We start from the raw sequence: 26,405 nt of genomic DNA, 5'->3' as shown, positions 1-26,405 counted from the left end.
AGGTTCCGTCATCGCCCACCGCTGGTGCAGTGGCACTATCCCGCGTTGCGGCCGGTCGCCGCTCTCGATACAACCCCGTGATGCACGATCACTCCCAGGCGCTCCCGCCGCCTCCCACGCCCGGACGACCGGGCGGCTCCGCCGCCGCCGGCGGTCACGATGGTTTCATTCCGCCGCGCGGCTCGCGGGCCTCGCTCGGCCGCTGGCTCACCGCGATGGTGCTGGCTGCGGTGGCCACGGCGCTGTTGATCACCGCGCTGCTGATCGAGAACTTCGCCCGCGCCCACGCCGAGCGGCGCGCGGTGGAGTCGCTGCGGCAGGTGGCTGTGGACTTCCGCGACGCGCTCGACCGTGGCATGGCGCAGCAGTTCAAGGAAGTGCGGGTGCTGGCGCAGCTGGAGCCCTTCCGCCGCTTCGACGATCCCGAGGCGATGCGCCGCGCGCTGGATCAGGTGCAGGTCGGCTTCGACCACTTTGCGTGGCTGGGTGTGACCGACGCGCAAGGCAAGGTGCTCGCCGCCGCCGGCGGCCTGCTGGACGGGGTGGACGTCTCCAAGCGACCGTGGTGGCAGGGCGCGCGGAGCGGCCAGCCCTTCGTCGGCGACGTGCATGCGGCGCTGCTGCTGGAAAAACTCCTGCCGCGCCAGAACGAGCCCTGGCGTTTCGTCGACTTCGCGGTGCCGCTGCTGGATGGGCGCGGGCAGTTGCAGGGCGTGTTCGGCGTCCACCTGAGCTGGGGCTGGGCGCGCCAGATCAAGAGCGAGCTGATCGACGCGACCATGGCCTCCCACCAGGCCGACGCGCTGGTGCTGGGCAAGGATGGGGTGGTGATCCTGGGACCCTCGGACCAGGAGGGCAGGAAGATGCCGATCGGCGCGGAGAGCGGGCAGGGCCTGCGTCACCATGAGGCCGGCGGCGTCGAGTACTTCGCGGTGAGCGTGCCCAGCCAGGGCTACGGCCCGTATCCGGGACTGGGCTGGACGGTGCTCGTGCGCCAGCCGGTGGCCGTGGCGCTGGCCGACTACTACGGCCTGCGGCGTCAGATCGCGCTGAGCGCGATCCTGATGCTGGCGCTGGCGGTGCCGCTGAGCTGGTGGCTGGCCCGGCGCATGAGCCGGCCGCTGCGCGAGCTGGCCGCCGCGATCGCGCAGCGCCGTCATCTCAGCGAGGACCATTTGCCGGCCGTCGGTGGCTACCGCGAGGCGGCGGTGCTGTCGCAGGCGCTGAACGACCTGGCGCACCGCCAGGCCGATCAGGACCGCTCGCTGGCCGAGCTGAACGCGTCGCTGGAGCTGCGCGTGCAGGCGCGCACGCTGGAACTGCACGACGCGCTGCTGCGCCAGGAGTCCATCGAGCGCCGGCTGCGCACCATCGCCGACAACCTGCCGGTGCTGATCTCCTACATCGACTCGGAGCACCGGCTCCGGTTCCTCAACGCGACCTTCCGCGCCTGGATGGGCATGGCGCCGGAGGAGGCGCTGGACCGGCCGCTGGCTGAGGTCATCGGGCCGGTGCTGCACGAGCAGCGGCTGCCCTTCCTGAAGGCGGCGCTGGCCGGCGCGCGGCAGCGCTTCGAGACGCGCTCCGAAGCCAACGGCGTGGTGCGGGACCTGCTGGCCGAATACGTGCCCGACGTTCAGCCCGATGGCAGCGTGGCCGGCGTCTACACGCTGGCCACCGACATCACCGCGTTCAAGCAGGTCGAGCGGGAGCTGGACCAGCTCAGCCGCGTCGATCCGCTGACAGGGCTGCCGAACCGGCGGCAGTTCGAGTCCCGCCTGTCGGAATCGCTGGCGCGCAACCGCCGCAACGGCCGGACGCTGGCGCTGATGTTCCTGGACCTGGACCACTTCAAGCAGGTGAATGATTCGTTGGGGCATGCGGCCGGCGACGCGGTGCTGCGCGCCTTCGCCGACCGGGTGCGCGGCGCGATCCGCGAGACCGACCAGCTCTGCCGCCTGGCCGGCGACGAGTTCGTGCTGATCCTCGAGAACCTGAACGCGCCGGACGAAGCCGCCGGCGTGGCGCGCAAGGTGCTGGACGCGGTGAAGGCGCCGCTGACGCTGCAGGGCCAGCAGCTGCAGCTGTCCACCAGCATCGGCATCGCCTGCCACGACGGCGGCCAGGAAGGCGAAGTGGCGCTGCTCGGCCGCGCGGACGATGCGCTCTATGCGGCGAAGGCGGCCGGCCGCGGCTGCTGGCGGCTGGCCGATTGAGCGCGGCGGCATCAGGTTTAATGCGCGGCATGGTGGCCCGCTCGACTCCTCCTCCCGTGAAGCCCAAGCCAAGCCTCAAATTCCGCATGCGCGTGACCGTCGGCGACATCATCGCCATCGGGCCCGGGAAAATCGCCTTGCTCCAGGCGCTCGACGAAACCGGCTCCATCACGGCAGCCGCCAAGTCGCTGGACATGTCCTACCGACGCGCCTGGCTGCTGATCGATGAACTCAACCGCGCACTGAAAACGCCCGCCGTCGCCACCGCAGCCGGCGGCGCCAAAGGCGGTGGCAGCGCGCTGACCGAGTCAGGTCGGGCGCTGATCACGCTCTATCGACAGATCGAGGACACCGCACTTCAAGCTGCCAAGCCGGAAATCCGAGAGTTGATGAAACTGCTGGCGACTTGAGGCACGGCCACGGCGCGGCGCGAGGCGGCCAGGCACAGACCGAGCAGACGCCGGCAGCGCCGGTGCCCCTCCTCGCTCAAGCGCCTCCGCACGCTCGGCAATCGCTCGGAGGGGCACCGGCGCCGCCAGCGTCGACACACCGAGCCATTCAACGAAGCGCAGTGCGGTGGGGGAGCCCTTCAACGAGGCGCAGTGCGGGGGAGGGAGTCGGTCGGCGAAGGGGTGCGCAATATCCTGGGATATATTGCGTGGCTTCGTTTCGTCGACGGCTCCTACGAGGAATCGCCATGCGCTCGACCTCCCTTTCGATCACCCGACGCGTCGCCGCGCTGGCCCTCGCGCTGATGGCCTCGGGCCTGGCGCAGGCGGCCGAGATCACCGTCTCCGCAGCCGCCAGCCTGACCAACGCGTTCAGGGAACTGGCACCAGCCTTCGAGGCCGCGCATCCGGGCACGAAGCTCCAGTTCAACTTCGCCGCATCGGACGCACTCCTCGCCCAGATCGCCAAGGGCGCGCCAGTCGACGTCTTCGCCTCCGCCGACCAGGAGACGATGGACAAGGCCCAGCAACAGAAGCTGCTGGTCGAAGGCACGCGGCGCAACTTCGTCAGCAACGCACTCGTGGTGATCACGCCTGCGGAAGGCGGCGTGGCGTTGAAGACCCTTTCCGACCTGCAGCAGTCCGCCGTGAAGCGCGTCGCGGTCGGGCGGCCCGAGGGCGTGCCCGCCGGCCGCTACGCCAAGGCCGCCCTGGAGCAGGCCGGGCTGTGGTCGGCCATCGAGCCCAAGGCGGTCTTCGCGCAGAACGTGCGGCAGGCGCTGGACTACGTGTCGCGCGGCGAGACCGAGGCCGGCTTCGTCTACATGACCGACGCGCTGGTGTTCAAGGACAAGGTGCGCGTCCTGTTCGGCGTGCCGACCCCAGCGCCGATTTCCTACCCGATCGCCGTGACCTCCGGCGGCGCGAATGCCGAGGGCGGCAAGCGCTTCCTGGACTTCGTCACCTCGGCGACCGGCCAGGCGGTGCTCGCCCGGCACGGCTTCCAGAAGCCCTGATCGGCCGGGAGCGCAGCGCACGTGGAACCCGCCTGGATCGCGCTCGCGCTGTCGCTGAAAGTCGCCGGCTGGGCGACGGCGCTGAACCTCGTGCTCGGCGTGGCGGCGGGCTTCGCGCTGGCGCGTTTCCGGTTCCCGGGACGGGAACTGCTGGACGCGGTGCTGACGCTGCCGATGGTGCTGCCGCCGACGGTGCTGGGCTACTACCTGCTGGTGATCATCGGCAAGCGCGGCTGGCTGGGCGCCTGGCTGTGGGAGAGCTTCGGCATCAACCTGATCTTCACCTGGCAGGGCGCGGTGATCGCGGCGACGATCGTGGCGTTCCCGCTGGTGATGAAGTCGGCCCGCACGGCCTTCGAGGGTGTGGATCCGCAGCTCGAGCGCGCCGCCCGCGTGCTCGGCCTGGGCGAGTGGGCGCTGTTCTTCCGCGTGACGCTGCCGATGGCCTGGCGCGGCGTGCTGGCCGGCGTGCTGCTGGCCTTCGCCCGCGCGCTGGGCGAGTTCGGCGCGACGCTGATGGTCGCGGGCAGCATCCCGGGCAAGACGCAGACGCTGTCCGTGGCGGTCTATGAGGCGGTGCAGGCCGGGCAGGACGACACCGCCAACCTCCTGGTGCTGATCGTGTCGCTGACCTGCGTCGCGGTGCTGCTGGTGGCGGGCCGGCTGGCCGGTCCAAGGAGCGGCGCATGAGTTTCGAGCTGCGCATCCGCAAGCGCGTGGAGGGCGGCGGCCGCCGCTTCGAGCTCGATGTCGCCTTCACCACCGACGCTCGCCGCACGGTGATCCACGGCCCGTCGGGCGCCGGCAAGAGCCTGACGCTGTTGGCGATCGCGGGGCTGCTCAAGCCGGACGAGGGGTCGATCCGCGTCGACGGCCAGCCGGTCTTCGACAGCGCGTCGGGCATCGACGTGCCCGCCCGCGAGCGCCGCCTCGGTTTCCTTTTTCAGGACTACGCGCTGTTTCCGCAGCTGACCGTGCGGCAGAACATCGCTTTCGCGCTCAAGCGGGGCTGGCTGAATCCGTCGCGCCGTGAGGGCGGCGAGGCGGTGGACCGCTGGATCCAGGCCTTCGAGTTGGAACGCGTCGCGCAGCAGCGGCCGCACCAGCTGTCCGGCGGTCAGCGGCAGCGCACCGCGCTGGCCCGCGCGCTGGTCAACGAGCCGCGTGCGCTGCTGCTGGACGAGCCGTTCTCGGCGCTCGATCCGGAACTGCGCGGCCGCATGCGCGCGGAGCTGGACACGCTGCTGGCGCGCATCGGCATGCCGATGCTGATGATCACGCACGATCCGGAGGATGTGGCCCGCTTCGGCGACCGGCGCGTGATGCTGCGCGAAGGCGTCGTCCAGGGGCTGGCGACGTCCGGGGACGGGTCGGAGCGCTCCTGACACCGATGGTCGCCAGGGCGCCGAGAATCGGCGTCATGCACAGCGACGACCAGCGGCAGCCGGAGGCGGACGACGTCAGCCATTGCGACCTCGTCATGAAGGGCGGCGTGACCAGTGGCGTGATCTATCCGCGACTGGTGGCGGCGCTGGCCGACCGGTACCGGTTCAAGAACATCGGCGGCACTTCGGCCGGCGCGATCGCGGCCGGGGCGAGCGCGGCCGCGGAGCTCGGCCGCCAGCGCGGCCATGTCGGCGCCTTCGACCAGCTCGCGAAGCTGCCCGAGGAACTGGGCGCGGAGGTCGCTGCGGATCGGCGCCAGCCCGGCCGCAGCCGCTTGTTCACCCTGTTCCAGCCGGTGCCCGCACTGCGTCGCCACTTCGACGTGCTGTCGCGCGCGCTGGGCAAGTCCCGCGGCCAGGCCGTCGCCGCGGTGGTGGGCGGCATGCTCACCGTCCATGCGAGGGCCGCGTTGGGGGTGGCTGCGGGCGGGCTGCTGCTGGCCTGGCCGGCGCTGCATCTGTTGATCGACGGGACTGGCGCGTCGCCGGGCCTGCGCTGGCTGGCCGCGGTGGCTGTGGTGGGCATTGCGGCGCTGACCGCCGCGGCCGCGGTCGGGGCGACGGCCGCGCTGTTCGTCCGTGGGCTGGCGCGCGGCCTGCGCGACAACGGCTACGGCCTGTGCAGCGGCCTGACGCAGCCGGACCAGGGCGGCCGGACCGCGCTCACCGACTGGCTGCACGGCTACTTCAACCAACTGGCGGGCAAAAGCATCGATGGGCCGCCCTTGAGCTTCGGCGATCTGTGGGGGCCCGACCCCACGACGCGGCGCATCCATCTGGAGGTGATCACCAGCGCGGTGAGCCAGCAGATGGTCTACAGCATCCCGTTCCGGCCGGGAACGCCGATGTTCTATTACGACCCCCAGGAGTGGTCGAGGCTGTTCCCGCCCGCGGTGATGGCCGCGCTGGCGGCACCCTTCGCCGGCGGCGACGACGGGCCGGTGATCGAGAACGCGCAGGGGCGCGAGTTGAGACCGCTGCCGCGACACGGCGAGTTGCCGGTCGTCGTCGCGGTCCGGATGAGCCTGAGCTTCCCGCTGCTGCTGTCGGCGGTGCCGCTGTACGCGGTGGACTGGTCGCGCACCGCGAACCAGCGCGCGCAGGCCCAGGTCCGCGCGGCGGAGACGGCCGAGGCCCGGCGCCAGCTGCGCCTGCGGGCCACGCGGATCTGGTTCTCCGACGGCGGCATCGGCAGCAACATGCCGCTGCACCTCTTCGACGCGATGCTGCCGCGGCATCCGACCTTCGCCGTCAGCCTGAAGGCGCCGCATCCGGACCATGGCATCCAGCCCGCCGTCTCGGGCAACGAGGGGGGCCGCGTCTATCTGCCCGAGGACGATCGCGGCGGCCGGCTGCGCTATTGGCCGGAGCCGGACCTGGTCCCCGACTGGGAGGAGCGCGAGGCGGCCGCGCGCGAAAAGACGCCGCTGGCGGGGCTGGCGGGTTTCCTCTGGAGCATCGTCGGGACGATGCAGAACTGGCGCGACGAGATCCTGTTCCCGACGCCCGGCTTCCGCGACCGCATCGTGCAGATCAGCCAGAAGCCCGACGAGGGCGGGCTCAACCTGACCATGGCCTCCGGCACGATCGCGACCCTGGCGGATGCGGGCGGCCTGGCGGCACAGCGCCTGATTGCGCGCTTCCACCCGCAGGGCGCGGAAGGCGGCGCGGGCTGGGACGACCATCGCCGCGCGCGGCTCACGACCTTCCTGGGCGTGATGCAGCCGGCCACGCTCGAAGTGGTAGCGGCCGGCGCGCCGGCGGACTGGCTGGCGCTGCTCAAGGACGATCCGCGGTATCGGCGCTCGTCGGCGATGCGGGCGGAGGCGGACCGGTTCCTCACCGGGCTGCAGGGCCTGGGCGCGGCCGTGCCGCTGAAGCAGTCGGGACAGCCGCGCACGCTGGAGGTCGGCTCGCTCAAGCCGATCCCGCAGGTGCGCCTCGTGCCACGCGTCTGAGTGACAGCCACCCCGGTTCGCCGGGGGCGGGGCGCCGGCCCCTTAACGCCGGCCGGAGATCGGAGTACGGTTGCGCGTGCCACATCGTGCCGCGTCGAGGTCCGATCTCCCTTCGGGCCGGCGTCCGAGGAGAACCACATGATGTCCAACACGAACGCCCGGGGGTCCATCGGTCGTCGTCTGGGAATGGTCCAGACCGGCGTCCTGGTGATCGCGCTGATCGGATCGGCGCTGGGGTACTGGGGCCTGAACCGCGTCGCGGAGCAGACCGCCGCGATGTACACCGACGCGATCGTCACCGAGCGCACCGCGTCCGACTGGTACCGCAACGTGTTCAACGGCACGACGCGCACCACGGCGATCGCGGTCAGCGCGGACCCGGGCCTGGCGACCTTCTTCACCCAGGCCGCCGCCGAGGCGACCAAGGTCTCGACCGAACTGCAGCAGCGGCTCGACAAGCTGCTGACGAAGCCCGAGGAACGCGCCACCTTCGACAAGGTGGCCGAGCTGCGCAAGACCTACCTGACGGTGCGGGACGCCATCACCGCGGCGAAGAAACAGGGCGACATGGCGCAGGCCAAGCAGATCTTCGACGAGCAGTTCCAGAAGGCGTCGAGCGCCTACCTGGACGGCATCCGCGCCGTGGCGCAGCAGCAGCGCGACCAGCTGGACCAGGCGATCCTGGCGCTGGCCGCGACCAACGAACGCGCCCGGATCGCGCTGGTGGTGTTCGGGCTGGTGGCGCTCGCGGCGGGCGGCGCGCTGGCGGTGTGGCTGACGCGTTCGATCACCCGGCCGCTGGGCCAGGCGGCGCAGGTGGCCGACGCGATCGCGCGCTTCGACCTGACCGGCCGCATCGAGACCCGCGGCAGCGACGAGACCGCGCAGCTGCTGCGCGCGCTGGATGCGATGCAGGGATCCCTGCTGCGGCTGATCGGCGAGGTGCGCGGCTCGACGGACAGCATCGGCACCGCCAGCGCCGAGATCGCCAGCGGCAACATGGACCTGTCGGCGCGCACCGAGCAGACGGCGTCCAACCTGCAGCAGGCGGCGGCCTCGCTGACGCAGCTGACGGGCACGGTGCGGCAGACGGCGGATGCGGCGCTGACGGCCAACCAGCTCGCGAGCTCGGCCGCGGAGACGGCGCAGCGCGGCGGCTCGGTGATGGGGCAGGTGGTCACGACGATGGGCGAGATCAGCGACAGCTCGCGGCGCATCGCCGACATCATCGGCGTGATCGACGGGATCGCCTTCCAGACCAACATCCTGGCGCTGAACGCGGCGGTGGAGGCGGCGCGCGCGGGTGAACAGGGGCGCGGCTTCGCGGTGGTGGCGGGCGAGGTGCGCTCGCTCGCGCAGCGCAGCGCGGAGGCGGCCAAGGAGATCAAGTCGCTGATCGCGACCAGCGTGGACCGCGTGGAATCGGGTTCGCGCCTGGTGACCGACGCGGGCACGACGATGACCGACATCGTGACCAGCGTGCAGCGGGTGACCGACATCATTGCGGAGATCCGCGCGGCCTCGCAGGAGCAGAGCGACGGCATCAACCAGGTGAACGCCGCGGTGGGCCACCTGGACCAGATGACGCAGCAGAACGCGGCGCTGGTGGAGCAGGCCGCCTCGGCGGCGGAGAGCCTCAAGGACCAGTCGAAGCGGCTGTCGGCCGCGATCGCGGTGTTCAGGCTGGCGTGACCGGCCGGGCGTCGAGGCACTCGGCCTCGCGCGCCGGGGTCAGCGTGGCGACGAGCTTGCTGGCATCCCAGTCCGGCTCGCGCGGTGCCAGCGCCCAGGACAGCGTGTCGGCGGCGGTGTCCTCGATGGCGCGGCAGGTCAGGCCCGCGGCTGCCGCGCGCGTGGCGTCGCCGAGCAGCATGCCGCCATGGGTCGGGTCGTTCTCCGGCAGCCAGAGCGGGAGTTGGGTCCAGGGCGCCATGCCCAGCACCAGCAGTTGGTCGTCCGGCATCCAGGTGAAGCGCGCGCCGGCCTCCGGCGCGGCCTGGACGCAGGCGTCGAGCAGTGCGTGCATCGGCATCCGCGGCCCGACGGCATTGAAGCTGCCGGTGACCCGCGATTCGGCGAGGGCCAGGCAGAACGCCGCGAGGTCGCGGACATCGATGACCTGGACCGGACGTTCCGGCCGACCGGGCGCGAGGATCTCACCGCCGCGCGCGACGCGCGTCGGCCAGTAGGTGAAGCGGCCGGTCGGGTCGTGCGGTCCGACGATCAGCCCGGGCCGGACGATGGCGTGACGATCGGGCAGGGCGCGCGTGAGCGCCTCTTCCGCGCGGGCCTTGAGCGGGCCGTAGCCCTCGTGGCCCGGCGCCAGCGGCGCCGATTCGTCGAAGACCCGGTGCGGCGGGAACACGCCGTAGGCCGAGATCGACGAAACCAGGACCACATGCGGGGCGCCGGTGTCGAGCGCGGCGAGGCTGCGCTCGACCTGCGCGGGAGTGAAGGCGGTGCAGTCGATGACGGCGTCGAACGCGCGGCCGCGCAGAGCGCTCATGTCGCCGTCGCGATCGCCGACGAGGCGCTCCACTTCGGGGAACAGCCCGCGGCCGTGCCGGCCGCGGTTCAGCATCGTGACCGCATGGCCTCGCGCAAGCGCGGCGTCGATGACGTGGCGCCCGAGGAAGACAGTGCCGCCGAGGATGAGCAGTCGCATGGGGAGCTCGCGTCGCGATGGGACAGGGCGCAGTATCCGCCGTCGGCAGCACGCATCCGCAACGACGAGCGGCAATGAAAAAGCCGGTTGCCACGCGTGTGACAACCGGCTTCTCGGTGTTCTGGTGCGACCGGCAAGAATCGAACTTGCGACTAGGCCTTCGGAGGGCCCAATGATATCCACTTCACCACGGTCGCCATGGGAAGCGCGCATTCTAGCCTCGTTCTGGCCCCGCTCGGCCCAAGCCGATTCAAGTCGTTGAAACGGCACCAGGGCGAACCCGCTGCGCGACCCTCGCGCAACACCTGGCCCGCCCCCGTGCCGACCTTGACGAAAGCCCCAGGGTGGGGCGCCAGGGGGCTGGCTATACTGCGCCGATTTGCTGTTCCCCCGTCCGGTTTCCCGAGGGCCGATCAAGCCGCGAAACCCCTGCGAAACACGGACGCGCTTCTGCCGTAGTCGATTCGATTCACGAGGAATTCATGAGCGGAACCCAGGACCACGCCAACGCCCAGGACACGCACGCCGACGGTCACGACGCCCACGAAGGGCCCATCAAGACACCCAAGCAGTTGATCGTCGCGGTCTTCTTCGCGTTCGTGATCCCGATCGTGATCATCGTGATGCTCGCGAACTACGTGTCCAGCGAGATCAAGCCCGGCGCCGGCGGCAGCGGACTCGAGGAGCAGGCCGTCGCCGCCCGCATCCAGCCGGTGGGCTCGATCGAACTCAAGGACCTGGCCAACCCCGCCGCGATGAAGTCCGGCGAGCAGGTCTTCCAGGCGCAATGCGCCGCCTGCCACGCCACCGGCGCCGCCGGCGCGCCCAAGCTCGGCGACCATGACGCCTGGGGCCCGCGCGTGAAGACCGGTTTCGACACCCTGGTGCACTCCGCCCTGAAGGGCAAGGGCAACATGGGCCCGCAAGGCGGCGGCGACTTCAGCGACTTCGAGATTTCCCGCGCGGTGGTCTACATGGCCAACCAGGGCGGCGCCAAGTTCGACGACCCCAAGCTGCCGGCCGCGGCCGCTTCCGGCGCCGATGCAGGCGCCTCGGCGCCGGCGAACGCGGCCTCGCAGTAAGCCCTACTCGCGCCAATAGGAAAGCCGACCCGCGGGTCGGCTTTTTCACGCGTGGCGCCAGCCTCACCCCCGGGCGACGGCCCCCTTCGGGTCGAGGGGGGACAGCACCACCCCATGGCGGGTGACGAGCTCGGCGTGCGTCGCGTTCGTCATCGACCAGCGACCGGCTTCGATCGCGTCCGCCGCCGGCCCCATGTCCTGCGTGTGGACCAGCCCCAGGCCGAGGTCGGTCTCGAGGAACAGGCGATCGGCCTCGTCCAGCACCGCGCCGGTGACCTGCGCCTCGCGGCCGGTGTGGCTCAGCACGCGGCCGTCGGGCTGCAGCCGCCAGATCCAGGGCGCCGCTTCCAGCTGCACGTAGACCCGCTGCGGTCCGTTCTGGAAGAACCATGCCCCCGCGTCGTCGACGCCATAGTTGCGGTCGATGAAGCCGATCAGCTTGTCATGCACGATGCGGCTGCCCTTGACGGCCGGGAACGGGCCCGCCGCCTGGATGCGCTCGTCGCGCATGTACCAGTCGCCGCGTGCATCCAGCGCCAGCCAGCCGTAGCAGTGCGGCACGTTGGGCCACTTCTTCAGCGCGGCCTCGACGATCGCATCCATGGGCGCTCCTTCGGTCCTTGTGCGGGGCGGCTCAGAGCCGCATCGCCAGCCAGTCGGTGACCCGTTCGGGCATCGTGCGCACGTGGCCCGGCGGGCGACCCGACGGGAATCCGACATGGCCCCCCTCGCGGGGTTGCCACAGCGTCACGTGCGCGCCCACATGGCTCTGCGCCGGCAGGCTGTGGGCCGGCACGAACGGGTCGTTGCGCGCGTTCAGCACCAGCGCTGGCACGCGGATGCGCGCCAGGTGCGGCTTGGCGGAGGCGCGCAGCCAGTAATCGTCGACATCCCGGAAGCCGTGCAGCGGCCCGGTGAAGAGGTTGTCGAACTCGTAGAGGTTGCGCACCCGCCGCATCCGCTCCGCGTCGAACAGCCCCGGATGCTGCTTCAGCTTGCTCATGGCCTTGGGCATCATCGTGCGCAGGAACATGCGGGTGTAGACCAGCTTGTTGAAGCCCTTGCCGATCGCATGGCCGGCGGCGGTCAGGTCCAGCGGCGAGCAGATCGAGCTGACCGCCTTGACGGTGCCCGCGGCCGTGTCGCCGGCCTCCTGCGCCCAGCGCAGCAGCGCATTGCCGCCCAGCGAGACACCGGCCGCGATCATCGGCCCGCGGTGGGCCGCGCGGAACTGGGACAGCATCCAGCCGATCTCGACGTAGTCCCCCGAGTGGTAGGCCCGCGGCGCGAGGTTGAGCTCCCCCGAGCACCCTCGGAAGTAGGGCATCGCGAAGGCCCAGCCGCGGCGCTGCGCGACGGCGGCGAAGGCCTGCACGTACTGGCTGTCGACCGAGCCCTCCAGGCCGTGGAACAGTACCAGCAAGGGCCGCTCCGGTCCCGCGGCATGCGGACCGGTCGTGCCCGCGGCAGCCGTGGCAGCCGTGGCGGCGGAAGGGGTGGCATCGGTGGGGGCGGCCGGATCGACCAGCCACTCGACGTCGATGAAGTCGCCATCCGGTGTGTGCCACCGCTCGCGTCGGAAGCGCGGCGCGGGGCCGTCGTAGCGCCGCGCGAACAGCACGGGCCAGATCGTCTGGGCATGGCCTCCGGGCAACCAGGGAGGCGCCTGGTACTGCATCAGCGGACCTCTCTCAATGCAGGGTGGTGGGCGCGCCCACGGACACGATCGACAGTTCCTGCTTCACGTCCTGCGAGGTGCCGGGGCTGGCGTGGTGCGCCACCAGCCGCCAGCCCAGCGCCGTCTTCAGGTAGACATTCGTGGCCACGACCCAGGCGCTCTGCGTGCCGTCCTCGTCGGTGATCTCGACGCGCTCCAGCACCTGGTGGATCGCCGTGTCGCCGTTGACCAGCCGGCGCTGGCACTCGGGATGCACCGGGATCGCGCCGCGCGCGAAGATCTGCTCGAAGCTCGCCCGGATCGCCGCCGCGCCGACGACGCGCGGTCCGCCCGGATGCACGCAGCAGACCTCGTCCTCGTCGCCCCAGACGGCCATCAGGCGTTCCAGGTCGCCGGCCTGCAAGGCCTCGTAGAACTGCGCTTCGGTGTCCTCGGGAGAGGCCAGCAGCAGGGCGGTCTGAGGCTTGCGCACCATGGATCTCGTTCCTTGTTCAAGGGAGCGGGGCAATGACCGGATCCCCACGTCGGGGGACGGCCGGGGGGATCAGTGGCCGGAGGGCAGCTGCTCGCCGGCCTTGAGCTTGTAGAGCGTGCCGCAGTAGGCGCAGGTGCCTTCGCCGCCGTGGCTCAGGTCGATGTAGACGCGCGGGTGGTTGCTCCACAGCGGCATCTTGGGATTCGGGCAGAAGACGACGCCCGGACCTTGCAGGTCCTGCGCGGTGACTTCGACGGTGGCCTTGGGCGTGGTGGTGGTGCTCATGATCTTGTTCTTGCGGGCTGGCGAGGGCGGGCGCGTCCGGACGGGGGATCCCGATCAGACCAGCGTCAGCCAGTGGGCGTACTTGGGATTGCGACCGTTGACGATGTCGAAGAAGGCCGCCTGGATCTTCTCGGTGATCGGGCCGCGGCTGCCGATGCCGATCTCGATGCGGTCGAGCTCGCGGATCGGCGTGACCTCGGCGGCGGTGCCGGTGAAGAAGGCCTCGTCGCTGATGTAGACCTCATCGCGGGTGATGCGCTTCTCCACGAGCTTCAGGCCCAGGTCCTGGCAGATCGCGAAGATGGTGTTGCGGGTGATGCCGTTGAGCGCGCCCGCCGACAGGTCCGGCGTGTAGACGACGCCGTTCTTGATGATGAAGAGGTTCTCGCCCGCGCCCTCGGAGACGAAGCCCGAGGCGTCCAGCAGCAGCGCCTCGTCGTAGCCGTCCTCGGTCGCTTCCATGTTGGCCAGGATCGAGTTGGTGTAGTTGGACACCGTCTTGGCCTGCGTCATCGTGATGTTGACGTGGTGGCGGGTGTAGCTCGAGGTCTTGACGCGGATGCCGCGCTTGAGGCCTTCCTCGCCCAGGTAGGCGCCCCAGGCCCAGGCCGCGACCATCAGGTGGACCTTGTTGCCCTTGGGGCTGACGCCCAGCTTCTCGCTGCCGATCCAGGTCAGCGGGCGCAGGTAGCAGCTGGCCAGCTGGTTTTCGCGGACGACCGCCTTCTGCGCTTCCTCGACCTGCTCGATCGAGAAGGGCAGCTTCATGCGCAGGATCTTGGCGCTGTTGAACAGGCGCTCGGTGTGCTCGCGCAGCCGGAAGATCGCAGTGCCCTTGTCGGTCTGGTAGGCCCGCACGCCCTCGAAGGCGCCGCAGCCGTAGTGCAGCGTGTGCGTCAGGACATGGATCTTGGCGTCGCGCCAGTCCACCAGCTCGCCGTCCATCCAGATCTTGCCGTCGCGATCGTCCAGAGACATGGGTCTTCCTTTTCGGCCGCGAATCGGCCGGGTGCTGCAAAAGTCGTGGATTTTATGCGGCCGGGGTGTCGGAAGGGGCGCCCGTGTGCGCCTGCGCGTCCGCCGCGCGGATCAGCGTCCAGCGGGTGACCAGGCTCCGCGCCAGCACCACGTCCACCGCGTCGCCGCCGGCGTCGGTCCAGCGGTAGGTGTTCGGGTCGACCTTGACGCCGAGCGAGCCGCACATGCGGATCAGGTCCAGCAGCTTCATGCCGGCATGCAGCTTCGAATGGAGCATCACCGCGCTGGCGACATGGCCCAGCGGCGCATTCTGGGCGGTGCGCATGACGCGCATCAGCTGGGAGAACTGCAGCAGCAGGAAGAAGACGACGCAGGACAGGCCCAGGATCGCGCCCTTCCAGCCGAAGAAGACGCTGCCCGCGACGATGGCGGCCAGGGCGAGGAGGATGCCGGCGAGGCGGTTCATGCGAGGGAACTCCGAAGGGGGAAGAAAGGGGTGAAAGCGGGGGCAGCGGGAGGAGCGGCGCGGTGTCGCCTCAGCGCTGGGCGACGGGCACCGGATCGTCGGTCCCGGCGGATTCGTCCCAGTGGTAATGGCGCTCGACCTTGGCGATGCGCAGCTCGTAATGGCGGTACCAGTCGCGCCGGCCCTGGTCGCGGGCGGCGGTGTGCTCGGTGACCGCGCGCCAGGCCCGGATGTCCTCCAGGCTGCGCCAGTAGGAGACGGTGATGCCCAGGCCGTCCGCGCCGCGGGCGCTCTCCACGCCGAGGTAGCCCGGTTGCGCTGCGGCCAGCGCCGCCATGCGTTCGGCCATCGCGCCGTAGCCGTCGTCGGGCGTGGCGTCGGTGCGCTGGCTGCAGAAGATCACCGCGTAGTACGGCGGCTGGATCGACGGCGAGGCGGGCGGCGGGAGGTCGGTGGCGCTCATGGGGAGGTCCGTGGCGGTGGGCGTCGGGCGGAGCGCGCATTGTCGTCGCCCCACGCGGCGTCACATCCCGCGCAGGATCTCGATCGCGTCCTCGATGCGCGCCACCGCGTGCACCGTCAGCCCGTCGATCGGCTTCTTGGGCGCGTTGGCCTGCGGCACGACCGCGATCGAGAAGCCCAGTTTGGCCGCCTCCTTCAGGCGTTCCTGGCCGCGGGGCGCGGGCCGCACCTCGCCGGCGAGCCCGACCTCGCCGAAGGCGATGAAGCCCTTGGGCAGCGGCTTGCCGCGCAGCGAGCTCTGGATCGCCAGCAGCACCGCCAGGTCGGCCGCGGGTTCGCTGATGCGCACGCCGCCGACCGCGTTGACGAAGACGTCCTGGTCCATCGTGGCCACGCCGGCATGGCGGTGCAGCACCGCCAGCAGCATCGCCAGCCGGTCACGCTCCAGGCCCACCGAGAGCCGCCGCGGGTTGGGCCCGCCGCCGTCCACCAGCGCCTGCAGTTCGACCAGCATCGGCCGGGTGCCCTCCAGCGTGACCAGCACGCAGGAGCCCGGCACCGGATCGCCATGGGTGGAGAGGAAGATGGCGCTGGGGTTGGTCACGCCCTTCAGGCCCTTCTCGGTCATCGCGAAGACGCCGATCTCGTTGACCGCGCCGAAGCGGTTCTTGATCGCGCGCACCAGGCGGTAGCTGCTGTGGGTGTCGCCCTCGAAGTACAGGACGGTATCGACGATGTGCTCCAGCACGCGCGGCCCGGCCAGCGCGCCTTCCTTGGTCACGTGGCCGACCAGCACCATCGCGCAGCCGGTGGCCTTGGCGGTGCGGGTCAGCTGCGCGGCGCATTCGCGCACCTGCGCCACCGAGCCGGGCGCCGAGGACAGCTGTTCGGAATAAAGCGTCTGGATGGAATCGATGACGCAGAAGTCGGGGCGCTCGGCCTCGAGCGTGGCGAGGATCTTCTCCAGGCCGATCTCGGCCAGCACGCGCACCTGCGAGCCGTCCAGCCCCAGCCGGCGCGCGCGCATGGCGACCTGCGCGCCGGACTCCTCGCCGGTGACGTACAGCACCTTCATCTGCTTGGACAGCGCCTCGACCGCCTGCAGCAGCAGCGTCGATTTGCCGATGCCCGGGTCGCCGCCGATCAGCACGACGCCGCCGGTCACGATGCCGCCGCCCAGCACCCGGTCCAGCTCCTCGAGCGAGGTCGGCGTGCGGTCGAAGTCGCGGGCCTCGATCTCGGACAGCGTGGCCACGGGCTGGCTGCGGGCCAGCGCCTGGTAGCGGTTCTTGCCGCCGGTGGGCTCGGCGGCGGTCTCGACCAGGGTGTTCCAGGCGCTGCAGGACGGGCAGCGGCCCAGCCACTTGGCGCTGGTGGCGCCGCATTCGGAGCAGACGTAATGGGATTTCGGAGCAGCCATGGGGCGCGATTGTCGCCGCCCGCGCTGTGGACAACCCTGTTGAGAAGCCTGTGAATTCGCTGTGCGGCGGCTGTGATTCGCCTGTGACCGGCTTGTGGGCGGGATGTGGGCAGGGTGTGGGCGAGCGGGGGACAACCAGGCCCCCGCCTGTGGGCAAGCGGTGGGCAAGCGGCGTCGCCGCGGGGGAGGAGCTGTGGACAGGCTGGGGCCAGCCTGTGTTCAAGCGGCCTTCGGCTGGGGATAAGCAGCGGGGCGCGAGCCGAGCCACAGCCCCCCGAAGGTCAGGGCGGCATTGACCAGCAGCAATTCCAGCCCCATACGGTAGTCCCCGAAGAGGGTGGCCTGATGGGCGTCGACGATCCAGCACAGGGCCGGGGCCGCCAGGGCGATCCAGGGCAGGACGCCCGGGCGCAGGGTGCGCGAGCTCAGGATGCCGAAGGCGAACAGGCCCAGCAGCGGGCCGTAGGTATAGCCGGCCAGTTTCAGGATCAGGTTGACCATGCTGGGGTCGTCGAGCCAGCGGAAGCCCAGCGTCAGCAGCAGGAAGACCGCCGCGTACCCGAGGTGGACGGCCTTGCGGACGCGGCGCTTGCGGGCCTCGTCCCAGGCGCGCCGCTCCTGCAGGCCGAGCAGGTCGATGCAGGTGCTGGAGGTCAGCGCGGTGATGGCGCCGTCGGCGCTGGGGAACAGCGCGGAGATCAGCGCGACGACGAAGATCAGCTGCACCCACGCCGGCAGGTGGTCCATCACCACGGCGGGGAACAGCCGGTCGCCCTGCGCGGCGAGGCCCTGCTGGTGCGCGTACAGGCTCAGCAGGCCGCCCAGGAACAGGAACAGCAGCACGACGCCGGTCATGATGGCCGCCATCACCATCATGTTCTTCTGGGCGTCGGCCAGCCGCCGGACCGAGATGTTCTTCTGCATCATTTCCTGGTCCAGGCCGGTCATCGCCACCGCGATCGCGGCGCCGGCCAGCAGCTGCTTGGCCCAGTGGGCGGCGCTCATCGGGTCGGTGACGAAGACCTCGGCCAGCCCGGCGGCGCGCATCGCCTGCCAGCCGCCGGCCAGGTCCAGGCCCAGCGCGTGCAGCAGGAAGACCACGCAGATCACCAGGCCGGCGAGCATGCCGGTGGTCTGCAGCGTGTCGGTCCAGACGATGGTCTTGACGCCGCCCTCCAGCGTGTAGAGCAGGATCATCACGAGCACCAGCAGCGCGCTGAGCCAGAACGGCATGCCGAACTGGGCCAGCACCAGGTCCTGCAGGATGCGCACGACCAGGTAGAGCCGCGCGGTGGCGCCCAGCGTGCGCGACAGGATGAAGAAGCCCGCGCCGGTGCGATGCGCCGCCACGCCCAGGCGGGCGCCGAGGTAGCGGTAGATCGAGCTGAGCTGGAGCCGGTAGTACAGCGGCAGCAGCACGAAGGCCACCACCGCGTAGCCGGCGACCTGGCCCAGCATGATCTGGAAGTAGCTGAAGGCGCCGCTGCCGACCGAGCCCGGCACGCTGATGAAGGTCACCCCGGAGAGGGAGGTGCCGATCATGCCGAAGGCGACCAGCCCCCAGTGGCTACTGCGGTTGCCGATGAAAAAGCTGTCGTTGTCGGCCCGGCGCGAGGTCCACCACGCCACGGCCAGCAGCAGCGCGAAGTAGGCGGCGATGACGACGAGCAGCACGGTGGCGGACATGGCGCGGGATTATTGGAGCGCCGCCGCCACGGACGCATTCCGAATCGGACGGGGGACATAACCGGCCGGGGAGGGCGATCCGGACGCGCCTGGCGTTAACCCTGACCTTCGTCCGCTGGCGGGCGGCGTGCTACAACCTCGGGTCCGTCGAAGGAGTCGATCATGGAGTTGTCAGTCTGGCTGGGGTTCTTCGCGGCCTCCTGGGCCATCAGCCTGTCCCCGGGCGCGGGCGCCATCGCGGCGATGAGTGCCGGACTGAATCACGGCTTCCAGCGCGGCTACTTCATGACCATCGGGCTGATCCTGGGCATCCTGACCCAGATCGTGGTGGTGGGCGCCGGCCTGGGCGCGCTGATCGCGGCCTCCGAGCAGGCCTTCGCCGTGGTGAAGTGGGCCGGCGTGGCCTACCTGGTCTACCTCGGCATCCAGCAATGGCGTTCGCCGGCCCGGCCGCTGGTGGCGGAGCAGGCCGAGGCCAAGCAGGTCTCGCGCCGTGACCTGGTGCTGCGCGGCTGGGCGATCAACGCGGTGAACCCCAAGGGCACCGTCTTCCTGCTGGCCGTGGTGCCGCAGTTCCTGAACCTGCATCACAGCCTGACGCAGCAGTACGCGGTGATCGGCGCGACGCTGGCCTTCACCGACGCCGTCGTGATGGCCGGCTACACGCTGCTGGCGGCGCGGGTGCTGCGGGCGCTGCGTTCGGAGTCCCACCTGAAGGCGATGAACCGGATCTTCGGCTCCTTGTTCGTCGGTGCCGGCGCGCTGCTGGCGACCTTCAAGAAGGCCGCCGACTGAGGGCCGACGCGCCCCCATTCCGCAGGTTTCCGAAGTTCCCCCCGGCGGCCCGCGTCAGGACCGCCTCCCACCGAAGGCCGCCCCCAAAGGGCGGCCTTGTTGTTTTCCCCGGCCCGCTGAATGCGTCCCCGCGCGGGCGGCCGGTACAGATCGCTGCCGCACATCATGTCCACCGTTTCCGACCGCTGGTTGTTCTGGGGCCCGACGCTGATCTGGGCCAGCACCTGGCACGTGATCCTCTACCAGTTGGGCTCGGGGGTGCCGATCCTGAACTCGGTCGGCTGGCGCTTCGGGCTGGCGGCGCTGATGCTCGCGGGCTTCGCGCGCTGGCAGAAGCTGTCGCTGAAGCTGCCCTTGTCGGCGCACGGGCTGATGCTGGCGACCGGCATCGTGCAGTACAGCGGCAACTACTTCTCCGTCTATGAGGCGGAGCGCCACATCCCCAGCGGCCTGGTCGCGGTGCTGTTCTGCCTGATGGTGTTCGGCAATGCCCTGTCCGGGCGGATCTTCTTCGGCCAGCGGGTGACCGGGCGCTTCCTGGCGGCCTCGGCCGGCGCGGTCGCCGGCGTGGTGATGATCTTCTGGCCGGAGATCGCCTCGACCGGCGCGCGCCCGACGGCGGCCTACGGCCTGGCGATCGGACTGGCAGCGGTGCTGGCCGCCTGCATTGGCAACGTGCTGACGCTCACCCTGACCCGGCGCGGGCTGCCGCTGGTGCCGGTGCTCGCCTGGAGCATGGGCTACGGCGCGGTCTTCCTGCTGGTGGCGTCGGTGGCGACGGGGCAGGGCCTGAACTTCGCCTGGACCTCGTCCTATGTGCTGAGCCTGCTGTACCTGGCGGTGTTCGGCTCGGTGATCGCCTTCGTCCTGTACTTCAAGCTGGCGCAGCGCCAGGGCACGGCGCGCGCGGCGCTGACCGGGGTGGTGATCCCGGTGATCGCGCTGGGGATCTCCGCGATCTTCGAAGGCTGGCGGCCGACGCTGCTGGCGCTGGCCGGCATGGTGCTGTGCCTGGGCAGCATCTACGCGGCGACGCGGCCGCAGCGCTGAGTTCAGCCGCCGCAGGATCCGCTGGAGGACCTCAGGCCTTGAGCGCGGCGCCCGCCTTGCGCCGGCGCGCCGCCACGCCGATCGCGGCGACGCCGGCCAGCATCAGCGCTTAGCTCGCCGGCTCCGGCACCACCTCCGCATCGAGCTGGCGCAGGCTGCGGCCAGCGCCGCCACGGCGAGCATCCGCCCGCCCATCTTCTTGTGCATGAGGTCCCTCCCGAACCGAGGGGATTCTCTTCGTGTCAGTTCTGCAAAGCCGCCGATCACCCCCCGCATTCGCAGGGGGCTGCTCGCGCATCGTCACTTCGCCCAGCCGATCTCCGCCGCCGTCGCCGGACCGATGACCGTCTCGCCCAGGTTCGAGGGAATGCGCGCCTCGCCCTCGCGCACCGGGATGCGGCCGGCCATCAGTTCCGCGGCGGATTGCGGGTAGCGCGGCTCCTGCCGCGGCGCGGCGTAGCCGTCGGGAAACACCGGCGCCAGCGTCGAGCGGTCGTACTTGTCCGTCGCGCCGAAGGTGTGCAGCGCCTCGTGCGCGATCACCACCTCGTTCTGCGCCTGCTGGCCGCGCGCGGCGAAGAGATGCACCAGCCCCAGCCGCCCCTTCTCCAGCCCGATCGAGTGCGGCAGCGCGCCGGCGTAGTCCGGCGGGTGATACATCAGGAACAGCTTCACATCGGGCACCGGCGAGCTCGCCGGCGTCTGGCGCCAGGCCCACCAGCGCATCCGCAGGCTCCAGGCGATCGCCGACAGCGGATTGGCGCTGGCCGGCGCCGGCGGCGGGGCCACCCGCACGTGCTTGCCCAGCACCACCCGCACCGGCTGCGACAGCGGCACGCCGTAGCGCCGCGCCTCGTCCTGGAAGTAGGGTTCCAGCCGCGCGAAGGCCGACTCGTCCAGCCGGCCCAGGTAGGCCTCGGTCTCGGCGTCACCGCCGGCGCTGATCGGATAGAGCGTCACCACCTGCGGCCGCTTCCACGACTGCGCCTGCCAGCGGCCGACCAGCGTCGTGCCCGCCACCGTCACCAGGATCCCGAACAGGACCAGGATGCGGAGTGCCTTGAACATGTGTTCTCCCTCGTGAATGGCGTCAGTCGACGCGCACCTTGCCGCGTCCGGCCTTGATGTCGCCGCGCTGGGACTTGGCCTCCAGGCGGCGCTTCTGCGAGCCGTGCGTCGGCCGCGTCGGCCGGCGGGTCTTGGGCGTGTGGGCCACGCTCTGCGCCAGGGCGACCAGCCGCGCGATCGCGTCGGCGCGGTTCTGCTCCTGGCTGCGCGACTCCTGCGCCTTGATGACGACGATGCCCTCGGCCGTGATGCGCTGGTCGCTGAGCGCCAGCAGCCGTTCCTTGATCACCGCCGGCAGCGTCGAATGCCGGATGTCGAAGCGCAGGTGGACGGCGCTGCTGACCTTGTTGACGTTCTGCCCGCCGGGTCCGCTGGCGCGGATCGCGGAGATCTCCAGCTCCCAGTCGGCCGGCGTCCAGTCCAGGTGCATGACGCCGACGCGACCAGGCGCTCGCCGGGCCTCAGCCCAGGGTCTCGACGTGCACCGGCACGCGCCGGGTCAAGGCGCACATCAGCTCATAGCCGATGGTGCCGGCGGCACGGGCCACCTCGTCGATCGGCAGCACCGCGCCCTGCGGGCCCTGGCCCCACAGCGTGACCTCGCTGCCGATGCCCTCGGCCGGCAGGTCCGTCAGGTCGACCGCCAGCATGTCCATCGACACGCGCCCGATCGTCGTGCTGCGCTGGCCGCCGACCAGCACCGGCGTGCCGTGCGGCGCGTGGCGCGGGTAGCCGTCGGCATAACCGCAGGCCACCGTGCCGATGCGCATCGCGCGCTGCGCCACGAAGCTGCTGCCGTAGCCGACGCTGTCGCCCTCGCGCAGATGCTGGACCGCCAGCACCTTGGCCCGCAGCGTCATCGTGGGTTTCAGGCCCCAGTGGGCGATGTCGTGCTCGGGGAAGTCCGGCGCGCTGCCGTAGGTCATGATCCCGGAGCGCACCCAGTCGGCGCGCACCGCCGGGTCCTGGCTGTGGCGCAGGATCGCGGCGCTGTTGCTCAGCGAGCGCTCGCCGGGCAGGTCGGCCGTCGCCTCCTTGAAGACCGCCGTCTGGTGCGCGATGCCGCGCGGGCCGTCGGCGTCCGAGAAATGCGTCATCAGCGAGATCTCGTCCACCTGCGGCAGGGCGTTCAGCCGCGTCCAGGCGCCGCGGAAGGCGCTGGGCGTGAAACCCAGCCGGTTCATGCCGCTGTTGAGCTTGAGGAACACCCGGTGCGGCTCGTGCGTCTTGTGCATCGCCAGCCAGTCCACCTGCTGCTCGTGATGGACGGTGTGCCAGAGCTTGAGCCGCGAGCACAGCTCCAGGTCACGCGTCTCGAAGCAGCCTTCCAGCAGCAGGATCGGGCCGCGCCAGCCCAGGTCGCGCAGGCGCTGGGCCTCGTCCAGGTCGAGCAGCGCGAAGCCGTCGGCGGAGCGCAGCGCGTCGAACACGCGCTCGATGCCATGGCCGTAGGCGTTGGCCTTGACGACGGCGAAGACCTGCGCGTCCGGCGCGCGGGCGCGGGCACAGGCGATGTTGTGGGCCAGCGCGGGCTGGTGGACGATGGCTTCGATCGGACGCGGCATGGGTCGGCATTGTGCCGCGCAGGAACGGTTTCACGCCCCGCGGCGGTGCGAGGGGGGAGAGGTCGCAAGGGTCGGAAAAGCGGTGCGAAATAGCACAGAGCCGCTGTCCCGGGAAGGTCTGTTACGAAAACGAGCGCGTGCTATAAACCCGCCGCAGCGCTGCCTTTCCCCACCCCGTGGACCCAGCGTGATCACCGCAGTTCCAGGTATGCCGGGTCGATGAAAAAAGGCTTCTACACCATCATGTCAGCGCAGTTCTTCAGCTCGCTGGCTGATAACGCGCTGTTCGTCGCCGCCGTGGAACTGCTCCGCACCAGTGGAGCCGCCGAATGGCAACGCGCCGCGCTGGTGCCGATGTTCGCGCTGTTCTACGTGGTGCTCGCGCCCTTCGTCGGTGCCTTCGCCGACGCGGTCCCCAAGGGCAAGGTCATGTTCATCTCCAACACCATCAAGGTGCTGGGCTGCCTGAGCATGCTGGTGGGCGTCCATCCGCTGATCGCCTACGCGATCGTGGGCCTGGGCGCCGCCGCCTATTCGCCGGCCAAGTACGGCATCCTGACCGAACTCCTGCCGCCGTCCCAGCTGGTCAAGGCCAATGGCTGGATCGAGGGCCTGACCATCGCCTCCATCATCCTGGGTGCCGTCTTCGGCGGGCAGCTGATCGGCGCCAAGGCCTCGGCGGTGCTGCTGGCGATCGACGTGCCCTTCATCGACACCGGCATCGACACCCCGCCGGAGGCGGCCATCGCCTTCATGGTGGTGCTGTATTTCATCGCGGCGCTCTTCAACCTGCGCATCCCCCGCACGGAGGCCCCCCTCCAGCCCATCGCCCACAGCGCGACCGACCTGGTGCGGGAGTTCGCCGCCTGCAACTCGCGGCTGTGGCAGGACAAGCTGGGCCAGATCTCGCTGGGCATGACGACGCTGTTCTGGGGCGTGTCGGGCAACATGCGCTACATCGTCTTCGCCTGGGCCGCCGCGGCGCTGGGCTACGGCACGACGCAGGCGTCGGCGCTGGCGGGCGTGGTGGCGATCGGCACGGCGGTGGGCGCGGTGGTCGCCTCGGTGGCGGTGCGGCTGGACAAGGCCACCAGCGTCATCCCGCTGGGCATCGGCATGGGGCTGCTGATGCTGGTGCTGAACTTCATCGACAACCTCTACCTGGCCATCCCGTTCCTCATCTTGCTGGGCGGCATCGGCGGTTATCTGGTGGTGCCGATGAACGCGCTGCTGCAGCACCGCGGCCACAACCTGATGGGCGCCGGGCGTTCGATCGCGGTGCAGAACTTCAACGAGCAGGCCTGCATCCTGGGGCTGGGCGCGCTGTACACGATGCTGACCCGCTTCGGCACCTCGGCTTTCGGCTCGATCACGATCTTCGGCCTGCTGGTGGCGGGGATCATGTGGGTCGTCGGGCGCTGGCATGCGCACAACAAGCGCGAGCACACCGAGGAGCTCGAGCGCCTGCTCGCGATCGCGCGCAGCGACAAGCACTGAGGCCGCTCTCTCCCGCTTGCGGGAGAGGGCAGGGGTGAGGGCCAGCGGCGGTGGCCGGGCGGCTCAGCGCCGCGCGCGGCCTCGGCCGCTGGGCGGCGTCTCGACGACCAGGCCGCCGGTGGTCAGCACCTGCTCGATGTGCTCCGACCACGCGCGGCCAATCTTCAGGCAGCCGCTGTGGTTGAGGTGGATCTCGTTGTGCCAGTCGCCGCTGATGCCGCTGGCGCCGGGCGCGGCCGCGGCCAGCGGCACGGCGGTCGAATCGAACACGAACAGTCCCGGGAACTGCTCCTTGTCCGCCATCAGCGACTTCAGCAGTTGCGCCAGGTGCATCACCATCAGCCGGCTGACTGCGGCCCAGTCGGCCGCCGGGATCGCGTAGGCCTTCAGCGCCGGATACAGCCACGGCCCGTGGCCCGCATCCTCCGCGCCGGCCGGCCGGGGCATCGGCACCGCGTAGCAGTGCATGAACACCGGCTTGCCGGCGGACGGTCCCTGGTCGCGCAGCGTCAGCAGATGACGCAGGTTGGCCTTCAGGTAGTCCGCGTAGGTCGCCCAGCCCGGCTCCGAGAAGTAGCGGCCGACCCCCGCCGACGGCGGCCCCCATTCGGTCTGGCGGCGCAGCAGGCGCAGGTGCAGCGGCACCTCGGCGCCGTCGATCTGGGTCGGGGTCTGCGCCGCCTTGATCAGGTCGTTGCCGCCGACGGACAGCAGGATGCCGTCCCACACCGGCGATTCCGGCGCCGTCAGCAGGCGCACGAAGTCCGGCGCGGATTCGAGCTCGACCACCTTGGACAGGCTTTCGCGCTGGCCGGCGCAGTTGATCGCGACGGCGGGTTTGGTCAGCACCAGTTCCTGGAGCAGGTTCGCGTGCGCGCTGAGCTTGGCCTGGGCGGTGGAGAACCAGGAGTCCCCTTGGGCCAGCAGGCGCCAGTGGTAGCCCTGCAGGTCGGGCCCGGGGGTGGACTGCAGATCCTCGGGGGCGAAACAGGCCAGGTGATCCAAGAGAAGCTCTCCCTAGTTTGGTGGACGGGTCACACGCGACAGGGTAGGCCGCGTGCATGACAGGCGCACGGCGCCCCGATTGGAGGGCAGGGTCAGTCCTTGCGCCATGCTACAAACCCTGGGCATTGTTGGCCGCGCCGCGAGCCGGTTCCAAGTCCCTCCCCCGGGACTGTTGCGCAAGCCCCACCCCTGTCCCTTCCCTCTGTCCCCTGGCCCTCGCCTCGCTCCTGCATGCCGATCCTCGCCCTGATGCTCAACGCCACCATCTGGGGGCTGTCCTGGTGGCCATTCCGTCAATTCGAGGGGGCGGGCATGCACCCGCTCTGGACCACGGTGATCATGTACGCGCTGTCCTGGGCGGTGGTGCTGCTGAGCCAGCGCGGGGCGGTGTCCGAATGGCTGCGCTCCCCCGGCCTGTGGGTGGTGACGCTGGCGGCCGGGATGACCAACACCGCCTTCAACTGGGGCGTGTCGACCGGCGACGTGGTGCGGGTCGTGCTGCTCTTCTACCTGATGCCGCTGTGGGCGGTGCTGCTGGCGCGGGTGGTCCTGCATGAGCCCTTGACGGCGATGGCGGGGTTGCGGATCGCCCTGGCGCTGGGCGGCGCGCTGGCCGTGCTGGCGCCCGCGGACGGCGGCTGGCCGGTGCCGTCCAGCCTGCCGGACGTGCTGGGGCTGGTGGGCGGCATGACCTTCGCGTTCAACAACGTGATGCTGCGCCGCGAGGCCGCCCGCAGCCCGGGGGCGCGGGCGCTGGCGATGTTCACCGGCGGCGTGCTGGTGGCCGGCCTGTCGGCCGTCGCCATGGCGGGCCGCGGCCTGGCGCCCTGGCCCTCGCTGCCGGGCGCGGTCTGGCTGCTGCCGCTGGCGGGCATGGCGCTGCTGTTCTTCGTCTCCAACCTGTCGCTGCAGTACGGCGCGGCGCGGCTGCCGGCGAACGTCACGGCGGTCGTGATGCTGACCGAGGTCCCGGTGGCGGCGATCTCGGCGCTGCTGCTGGGCGGCGGCACGCTGGACGGCAAGACGGCGCTGGGCGGTGCGGCGATCCTGGGCGCGGCGATGCTGGCGGCCCTGGAGCGCCACCGCGCCTGATCCGCCGCGCCGCGCTAGGATGCACCCCGGCCCACCCGGCCCCAACGAGGAG

The 26,405-nt window shown here is 70.7% G+C and carries 26 protein-coding genes and 1 tRNA gene; 12 read left to right on the top strand and 15 right to left on the bottom strand.

Translation table 11 applies throughout. The annotated features are described in order from the left end of the window. Nucleotides 1-80 precede the first annotated feature (80 nt). From FHT38_RS21885 to FHT38_RS21855, 7 genes are all read left to right on the top strand, one after another. Nucleotides 81-2,216 (top strand): diguanylate cyclase domain-containing protein, encoded by a 2,136-nt coding sequence (locus tag FHT38_RS21885; RefSeq protein WP_183493208.1) that lies wholly within the window; start codon nucleotides 81-83, stop codon nucleotides 2,214-2,216. 86 nt (nucleotides 2,217-2,302) lie between these two features. After that, complete coding sequence (locus tag FHT38_RS21880; protein ID WP_183484171.1) at nucleotides 2,303-2,626, top strand: winged helix-turn-helix domain-containing protein; 324 nt, start codon at nucleotides 2,303-2,305, stop codon at nucleotides 2,624-2,626. Nucleotides 2,627-2,913: 287 nt separating this feature from the next. Next, nucleotides 2,914-3,681 (top strand): molybdate ABC transporter substrate-binding protein, encoded by a 768-nt coding sequence (gene modA, locus FHT38_RS21875; RefSeq protein ID WP_183493207.1) that lies wholly within the window; start codon nucleotides 2,914-2,916, stop codon nucleotides 3,679-3,681. Nucleotides 3,682-3,702: 21 nt separating this feature from the next. Continuing rightward, on the top strand, nucleotides 3,703-4,371 hold the full coding sequence (gene modB / locus FHT38_RS21870) for a molybdate ABC transporter permease subunit (protein WP_183493206.1): 669 nt from the start codon (nucleotides 3,703-3,705) through the stop codon (nucleotides 4,369-4,371). Beyond that, nucleotides 4,368-5,066: a sulfate/molybdate ABC transporter ATP-binding protein gene (locus FHT38_RS21865; RefSeq protein ID WP_183493205.1), complete on the top strand. Its 699-nt coding sequence runs from the start codon at nucleotides 4,368-4,370 to the stop codon at nucleotides 5,064-5,066. Before modB ends, FHT38_RS21865 begins: the two co-directional genes overlap by 4 nt. 35 nt (nucleotides 5,067-5,101) lie before the next feature. Next, nucleotides 5,102-7,084 carry a patatin-like phospholipase family protein gene (locus tag FHT38_RS21860; RefSeq protein WP_183493204.1) on the top strand — a complete coding sequence of 661 codons (1,983 nt, stop codon included), beginning with the start codon at nucleotides 5,102-5,104 and terminating at the stop codon, nucleotides 7,082-7,084. 138 nt (nucleotides 7,085-7,222) lie between these two features. Next, nucleotides 7,223-8,776, top strand: coding sequence for a methyl-accepting chemotaxis protein (locus FHT38_RS21855; RefSeq protein ID WP_221213871.1), 1,554 nt, complete (start codon nucleotides 7,223-7,225; stop codon nucleotides 8,774-8,776). Here FHT38_RS21855 and FHT38_RS21850 read toward each other — a convergent pair. Both FHT38_RS21850 and FHT38_RS21845 read right to left on the bottom strand, forming a co-directional pair. After that, nucleotides 8,763-9,749 (bottom strand): NAD-dependent epimerase/dehydratase family protein, encoded by a 987-nt coding sequence (locus tag FHT38_RS21850; RefSeq protein WP_183493203.1) that lies wholly within the window; start codon nucleotides 9,747-9,749, stop codon nucleotides 8,763-8,765. The two genes, FHT38_RS21855 and FHT38_RS21850, sit on opposite strands and share 14 nt — an antisense overlap. 122 nt (nucleotides 9,750-9,871) lie before the next feature. Then, nucleotides 9,872-9,946, bottom strand: a tRNA-Arg gene (locus FHT38_RS21845). Between the two features lie 285 nt (nucleotides 9,947-10,231). Between FHT38_RS21845 and FHT38_RS21840 the strand changes: the two genes are divergently transcribed. Then, on the top strand, nucleotides 10,232-10,831 hold the full coding sequence (locus tag FHT38_RS21840; RefSeq protein WP_147240591.1) for a cytochrome c5 family protein: 600 nt from the start codon (nucleotides 10,232-10,234) through the stop codon (nucleotides 10,829-10,831). 63 nt (nucleotides 10,832-10,894) lie between these two features. Here FHT38_RS21840 and FHT38_RS21835 read toward each other — a convergent pair whose 3' ends face one another. The 9 genes from FHT38_RS21835 to FHT38_RS21795 form a co-directional block, all read right to left on the bottom strand. Beyond that, the gene (locus FHT38_RS21835) at nucleotides 10,895-11,434 is read right to left on the bottom strand and encodes a DUF2946 family protein (protein WP_183493202.1); all 540 of its coding nucleotides are present in this window, start codon (nucleotides 11,432-11,434) and stop codon (nucleotides 10,895-10,897) included. Nucleotides 11,435-11,465: 31 nt separating this feature from the next. Further along, nucleotides 11,466-12,509: a YheT family hydrolase gene (locus FHT38_RS21830; RefSeq protein WP_183493201.1), complete on the bottom strand. Its 1,044-nt coding sequence runs from the start codon at nucleotides 12,507-12,509 to the stop codon at nucleotides 11,466-11,468. 13 nt (nucleotides 12,510-12,522) lie between these two features. After that, nucleotides 12,523-12,984, bottom strand: a complete 462-nt coding sequence (locus FHT38_RS21825) for a nuclear transport factor 2 family protein (protein ID WP_091729141.1) — start codon at nucleotides 12,982-12,984, stop codon at nucleotides 12,523-12,525. Between the two features lie 69 nt (nucleotides 12,985-13,053). Beyond that, nucleotides 13,054-13,269, bottom strand: coding sequence for a zinc-finger domain-containing protein (locus FHT38_RS21820; RefSeq protein WP_147240588.1), 216 nt, complete (start codon nucleotides 13,267-13,269; stop codon nucleotides 13,054-13,056). A 54-nt stretch (nucleotides 13,270-13,323) separates the two neighbouring features. Next, a complete protein-coding gene (locus FHT38_RS21815; RefSeq protein ID WP_183493200.1) occupies nucleotides 13,324-14,247 on the bottom strand; it encodes a branched-chain amino acid transaminase in 924 nt (307 codons plus the stop codon). 52 nt (nucleotides 14,248-14,299) lie between these two features. Then, nucleotides 14,300-14,713 (bottom strand): hypothetical protein, encoded by a 414-nt coding sequence (locus tag FHT38_RS21810; RefSeq protein WP_183493199.1) that lies wholly within the window; start codon nucleotides 14,711-14,713, stop codon nucleotides 14,300-14,302. A gap of 70 nt (nucleotides 14,714-14,783) precedes the next feature. Further along, nucleotides 14,784-15,176 carry an antibiotic biosynthesis monooxygenase gene (locus FHT38_RS21805; protein WP_183493198.1) on the bottom strand — a complete coding sequence of 131 codons (393 nt, stop codon included), beginning with the start codon at nucleotides 15,174-15,176 and terminating at the stop codon, nucleotides 14,784-14,786. A 60-nt stretch (nucleotides 15,177-15,236) separates the two neighbouring features. After that, nucleotides 15,237-16,595: a DNA repair protein RadA gene (gene radA, locus FHT38_RS21800; RefSeq protein ID WP_183483432.1), complete on the bottom strand. Its 1,359-nt coding sequence runs from the start codon at nucleotides 16,593-16,595 to the stop codon at nucleotides 15,237-15,239. A 219-nt stretch (nucleotides 16,596-16,814) separates the two neighbouring features. Further along, a complete protein-coding gene (locus FHT38_RS21795; RefSeq protein ID WP_183493197.1) occupies nucleotides 16,815-18,281 on the bottom strand; it encodes a sodium:solute symporter in 1,467 nt (488 codons plus the stop codon). Nucleotides 18,282-18,443: 162 nt separating this feature from the next. Here FHT38_RS21795 and FHT38_RS21790 point away from each other — a divergent pair, with 162 nt between their 5' ends. Then, nucleotides 18,444-19,076: a LysE family transporter gene (locus tag FHT38_RS21790; RefSeq protein WP_091729120.1), complete on the top strand. Its 633-nt coding sequence runs from the start codon at nucleotides 18,444-18,446 to the stop codon at nucleotides 19,074-19,076. A gap of 165 nt (nucleotides 19,077-19,241) precedes the next feature. Further along, nucleotides 19,242-20,126, top strand: coding sequence for a DMT family transporter (locus tag FHT38_RS21785; RefSeq protein WP_175538385.1), 885 nt, complete (start codon nucleotides 19,242-19,244; stop codon nucleotides 20,124-20,126). Nucleotides 20,127-20,426: 300 nt separating this feature from the next. On the opposite strand, the gene FHT38_RS21780 is transcribed toward FHT38_RS21785, so the two are convergent. From FHT38_RS21780 to alr, 3 genes are read right to left on the bottom strand one after another with little or no spacing between them, the layout of a single operon-like run. Next, the gene (locus tag FHT38_RS21780) at nucleotides 20,427-21,194 is read right to left on the bottom strand and encodes a hypothetical protein (RefSeq protein ID WP_183493196.1); all 768 of its coding nucleotides are present in this window, start codon (nucleotides 21,192-21,194) and stop codon (nucleotides 20,427-20,429) included. Between the two features lie 22 nt (nucleotides 21,195-21,216). Then, nucleotides 21,217-21,624 (bottom strand): alternative ribosome rescue aminoacyl-tRNA hydrolase ArfB, encoded by a 408-nt coding sequence (gene arfB, locus FHT38_RS21775; RefSeq protein WP_183493195.1) that lies wholly within the window; start codon nucleotides 21,622-21,624, stop codon nucleotides 21,217-21,219. Nucleotides 21,625-21,655: 31 nt separating this feature from the next. Then, nucleotides 21,656-22,759 (bottom strand): alanine racemase, encoded by a 1,104-nt coding sequence (gene alr / locus FHT38_RS21770; protein WP_183493194.1) that lies wholly within the window; start codon nucleotides 22,757-22,759, stop codon nucleotides 21,656-21,658. Nucleotides 22,760-22,978: 219 nt separating this feature from the next. Here alr and lplT point away from each other — a divergent pair, with 219 nt between their 5' ends. Then, nucleotides 22,979-24,256 carry a lysophospholipid transporter LplT gene (gene lplT / locus FHT38_RS21765; protein ID WP_091729106.1) on the top strand — a complete coding sequence of 426 codons (1,278 nt, stop codon included), beginning with the start codon at nucleotides 22,979-22,981 and terminating at the stop codon, nucleotides 24,254-24,256. 63 nt (nucleotides 24,257-24,319) lie between these two features. On the opposite strand, the gene FHT38_RS21760 is transcribed toward lplT, so the two are convergent. Next, nucleotides 24,320-25,261: a hypothetical protein gene (locus FHT38_RS21760; protein WP_147242530.1), complete on the bottom strand. Its 942-nt coding sequence runs from the start codon at nucleotides 25,259-25,261 to the stop codon at nucleotides 24,320-24,322. Between the two features lie 231 nt (nucleotides 25,262-25,492). Between FHT38_RS21760 and FHT38_RS21755 the strand changes: the two genes are divergently transcribed. Beyond that, nucleotides 25,493-26,353: a DMT family transporter gene (locus tag FHT38_RS21755; protein WP_183493193.1), complete on the top strand. Its 861-nt coding sequence runs from the start codon at nucleotides 25,493-25,495 to the stop codon at nucleotides 26,351-26,353. The last annotated feature ends 52 nt before the right edge of the window (nucleotides 26,354-26,405 follow it).

The organism is Mitsuaria sp. BK041 (genome assembly GCF_014193085.1).
Classification (GTDB): domain Bacteria; phylum Pseudomonadota; class Gammaproteobacteria; order Burkholderiales; family Burkholderiaceae_C; genus Roseateles.
The sequence above is the reverse complement of the archived record's forward strand: the minus strand, read 5'-3'. Positions and strand labels throughout refer to the sequence as shown.